This is a genomic window from Azospirillum sp. B506 (assembly GCF_000333595.1).
Classification (GTDB): Bacteria; Pseudomonadota; Alphaproteobacteria; order Azospirillales; family Azospirillaceae; genus Azospirillum.
In genome coordinates this window covers 1-4,152 of the sequence record NZ_BADK01000554.1, presented here as the reverse complement: position 1 = coordinate 4,152, position 4,152 = coordinate 1, and the positions used below count along the sequence as shown (strand labels likewise).

At 64.7% G+C, this 4,152-nt stretch carries 5 protein-coding genes and 2 pseudogenes; 5 read left to right on the top strand and 2 right to left on the bottom strand.

Annotated features, from left to right (window positions below):
• The 3 genes and pseudogenes from I71_RS16365 to I71_RS16355 form a co-directional block, all read left to right on the top strand.
• Positions 1-254 (top strand): DUF2380 domain-containing protein (locus I71_RS16365; protein WP_042695911.1); only part of this gene is annotated, 254 nt, incomplete at its 5' end.
• Positions 255-285: 31 nt separating this feature from the next.
• Positions 286-624 carry a dihydroneopterin aldolase gene (locus I71_RS16360; RefSeq protein ID WP_042695910.1) on the top strand — a complete coding sequence of 113 codons (339 nt, stop codon included), beginning with the start codon at positions 286-288 and terminating at the stop codon, positions 622-624.
• A 60-nt stretch (positions 625-684) separates the two neighbouring features.
• Positions 685-1,421: pseudogene (locus I71_RS16355) on the top strand ((5-formylfuran-3-yl)methyl phosphate synthase).
• 13 nt (positions 1,422-1,434) lie between these two features.
• Here the strand turns inward: I71_RS16355 and I71_RS41020 are convergent.
• Positions 1,435-1,635, bottom strand: a pseudogene (locus I71_RS41020) (molybdopterin dinucleotide binding domain-containing protein); the annotation flags it as partial.
• 90 nt (positions 1,636-1,725) lie between these two features.
• Positions 1,726-2,511 carry a DeoR/GlpR family DNA-binding transcription regulator gene (locus I71_RS16350; protein WP_244433875.1) on the bottom strand — a complete coding sequence of 262 codons (786 nt, stop codon included), beginning with the start codon at positions 2,509-2,511 and terminating at the stop codon, positions 1,726-1,728.
• A gap of 262 nt (positions 2,512-2,773) precedes the next feature.
• On the opposite strand from I71_RS16350, the gene deoC reads away from it, so the two are divergent.
• A complete protein-coding gene (deoC, locus tag I71_RS16345) occupies positions 2,774-3,445 on the top strand; it encodes a deoxyribose-phosphate aldolase (RefSeq protein WP_042695909.1) in 672 nt (223 codons plus the stop codon).
• A 185-nt stretch (positions 3,446-3,630) separates the two neighbouring features.
• A partial coding sequence (locus I71_RS16340) for a substrate-binding domain-containing protein (protein ID WP_042695908.1) occupies positions 3,631-4,152 on the top strand: 522 nt, incomplete at its 3' end.

Sequence of the window (4,152 nt, the reverse complement as noted above, 5' to 3'; positions counted from 1 at the left end):
CGATCCGCTTCTGCAACGGATGCGAACGCGACATTGCGCGGAGTGCCGGGGCCGATCTGGTCGTCTTCGGCATCGTCCGCAAGATCAGCAGCCTGATCCTGTGGATCGGCGTGGCCGTAGAGGATGCCGGCACCGGCCGGATGGTGACGACGGCGCGCGCTGACATCCGCGGCGACACCGAGACCGCCTGGTCGCGCGGCATCGGCTGGCTGATTGACCATCGGCTGGCGGACCATGCGCCGAGCAAGCGCTGAACGGGCAGCAGGCGGCGGGAAGGACCGAGAAATGCCGGACGACTCTCAAAGCGGCTACAGCAGCATCATGAATGTCCTGCGGCCACCACCGCCGCGCACGGCCACCCTGATGCGCCGCGACGATCCGGTGCTGCGCGATTATATGGGGGATTTCCGCATCGGCGTCTGGAACCATGAGAAAACCCAGACCCAACGGGTGCGCGTCAGCCTGACCGTCACGGTGGAGGTGCCGAACCGGCCCTTCGTCGACGCCCTCGATGCCATCGTTTCTTATGAATACCTGATCCAGGGAGTTGGTGCCTTCATGCTCAACCCCCATACCCAATTGCTGAAGGTGCTGGCGGAAAAGCTGGAGATCGCTCTCCCCTAGTCGGCCGGGGTCGGCGTACCGGCACGCGGAAGCAGCCGTGATTGCCACGGAGGAGGAAACATGACCGGGTGGCTGGCCAGCGTCGCGAATGCAGCGGAAGTCTCCCTGATCCTGCCGGCTGGACCGGACATCCTGGACCTGAAGAATCCCGCCGCCGCGGCGCTCGGCGCCTGGAAGGCAAAGGACATCGCCGCAACGGTGCGGGATTTGGCAGAAGTGCCGGGACGGCGACAGCTGAGCGCCACCATCGGCGACCACCCAATGCGGCCCGATGCCGTTGTGCCGGCAGCGCGCCGGATCGCCGCCACCGGTGTCGATTTCGTCAAAATCGGCTTCGCACCCGATGGCGCTCCCGAAAAATGCATCGAAGCGCTGGCACAGCTGGCGATCAAGGGGGCCGGTCTGATCGCTGTACTGTTTGCCGATTTGTGGCCCAACGATCCCTGCTGTCTGCCCATCGACAGGCTTGCCGCAGCCGGCTTTCGCGGGATGATGCTGGACACCGCCGGCAAACGTCATGGCCTGCGTCACCACTGGCAGGATGTGCAGTTGGGCGCCTTCGTCTCCTGCGCGCGGGCTCACGCCTGCAAACCGGTCTGGCGGGGTCGCTGAGGGTTGCAGACATCCCGGCCCTGGCCGCTCTGTCACCCGATTACCTCGGTTTCCGCTGCGCTCTGTGCAGCGGAGAGCGGACGAACGCCATCGACCCGCAGGAGGCGGCGCGGGTCGCCGCATGCGTTGCCGGGTTGACCGCCTTTGCTCCGCCGCCTCGGCCATCTGCGCCTTCTCGATCCTGATCGCACAGTATTTGAACTCCGGGATCTCGCCGAAAGGATCGAGCTGCGGGTTGATCAGCACGTTCGCGGCCGCTTCGGCGTAGGCGAAGGGGATGAAGACCAGACCGACCGGCATGCGGTCGTCGGCGCTGGCCTTCTGCTGGATGGTTCGCGCTTCAGGGTGTCGCGACCCAAGCTCCTGGCATTTCCTGCACCCGATACCGCCCCAATACAATATATTGTTAAATATCAGTACTCTGAATCATTTTTAATGCGACCAGAGGGACATCGCGGCGGGGGATGTGGAGATAGGCCGGCGGACGAATCAGGCTGGAACGATGCGCATACCAGCCGCTGCGAGCCTCTCCGCGCGCGCCTTCCCGATCCCATCGTCGCAGCACAGGAAATCGAAGCTGTCGAGCTTGGCGAAGAAAGCCGGCTTTACGTGATCGAACTTGCTGCTGTCGACCACCAGCGCCTTGGTCACCGCATTGGCGATGGCGGTCTGCTTGATCTCCACCTCGTGGAAGTTCGAGCAGCTGATACCCAGCGACTCGTGAATACCGCCGGCCGAGATGAAAGCTGTGTTGATGCCAATGCCGCGCAACATCTCCAGCGACTCCGGGCTGGAAAAGGACGCCGATGACGCATGGTAGAGGCCGCCCAACATGACCACGCGCACGCCCGGCTTCTTGCAGACGATTTCAGCGATGTTCATGGCGTAGCACACCACGGTGATCTGGCTGTCGGCCGGGATGCGGCTGGCCAGATGGGTGGTGGTCGTGCCGCAATCGATAAACACTGTTTCGCCCGGCTTCAACAGGCTTGCGGCCGCCTCGCAGGCGGTGCGCTTCATCTCGATATGGGTGTCCCGCTCGCGGTCCAGCATGTAACCCATGCCGCCGGCGCTCTCCAGCCCGCCGGCGATGTAGCCGCCGAGATAGGCAAATCGTCCGTCGCAGGACGCGATATCCCGCCGCACCGTCATTTCCGAGACGCCCAGCAGCCGCGCCGCATCCTTTAATCGAAGATAGCCGCCAGCATCCAGCGCGCTCTGTAACCGGTCAAGGCGGTCGGCCCTTCTCATCGACATGTCCGCATCCCACACCATTCCAGCCCATCCTGCCCGCGGCTGCGCCCTGGAATCCCAACAGGTTAATCCCAATGGTGCAAAGCCTTGAACAGGATGGCCGTGGTCAAGTTCACAATCGCATGCATTGATCTTGACACAGAGAGCGACACTGTGAAACTATCCTTTCAGAAAATGTTAGGATGTTAACATCACGACGAAGCTCGGAAGGCTTCGAAGCGATGCGGGCATCCCGGCTAATGAGGAGAGCCCCCAAGAACAAGGGCTCCCCGGGAGGACAAAGATGCCGATACCCAGTGTCCCGGCCGATGCGGTCGGTCTGGCTCCGTTCATCGACCACACCCTGTTGCGCCCGGACGCCCAGCCCGCCGAAGTTGAGCGGCTGTGCGACGAGGCGCGTGCGCATGCCTTCAAGGCGGTCTGCGTCAATCCCGTCTTCATCCCGCTGGTGACCGAACGGCTGGCCGGCTCCCCGGTGGCCCCCTGCGCGGTGATCTGCTTTCCCTTCGGCGCCGACCCCACGGCGATCAAGGCGGATGAGGCCGAATGGGTGGTCCGCCATGGCGCCCGCGAGGTCGACATGGTGATCCCGATCGGGCTGCTGAAGGCCGGCTTGACGGCGGCGGTGCTCGACGACATCGCCGTGGTCAAGCGCGCCTGCGGCGATGCCCTGCTGAAGGTGATCATCGAAACCAGCCTGCTCACCGATGACGAGAAGATCCTGGCCTGCCGCCTGTCGCAGGAGGCCGGGGCCGATTTCGTCAAGACCTCCACCGGCTTCGCCGGAGGCGGCGCCACCGCCGAGGATGTGGCGCTGATGCGCCGCACCGTCGGCGACGGCATGGGCGTCAAGGCGTCGGGCGGGGTGCGGACCACCGAGGATGCCCGCCGCATGATCGCGGCCGGCGCCTCGCGCATCGGCGCCAGCGCCAGCGTGGCGATCGTCGGCGGCTGACTCCGCCAACGGCGCGCACGCCGTACAGCGTGCCGGTCGGGCGGGAGTTCCGTCCGTCCCACCCGGCACGGCATCACCAAAAACGGAACGCGGAGGGGTGGCAAACACCCCGGCACCATCGGTGGAGCGAGATTTCCCTCTCCCACCGCACGATGCCTGTCGTCTGCAATGGGAGTCACGCCAACATGAAGAAGTTGTTGTCCTCGCTCATCGTCGCCGCATCGCTGGTCGCCGGGCCGGCGATGGCCGCCGATCCGGTTCCGACACCGGATGCCGTCAAGACGCTGAAGTCCGACGCCACCAAGAAGAAATACACGATCGCCACCGTGGTGAAGGTCGACGGCATCGCCTGGTTCGACCGCATGCGCGACGGCGTCAAGCAGTTCGCCGCCGACACTGGCCACGACACCTGGATGGTGGGGCCGAGTCAGGCCGACGCGGCCGCCCAGGTCCAGCTGGTCGAGAACCTGATCGCCCAGGGCGTGGACGCCATCGCCATTGTCCCCTTCTCGGTCGAGGCGGTGGAGCCGGTGCTGAAGAAGGCGCGCGACCGCGGCATCGTGGTGATCGCGCATGAGGCGTCGAACATCCAAAACGCCGACTATGTGCTGGAGGCCTTCGACAACTTCGCCTATGGCGCCAAGCTGATGGAGGTTCTGGGCAAGGCGATGGGCGGCGAGGGCAAGTATGTCTGCACCTCGGCAGCC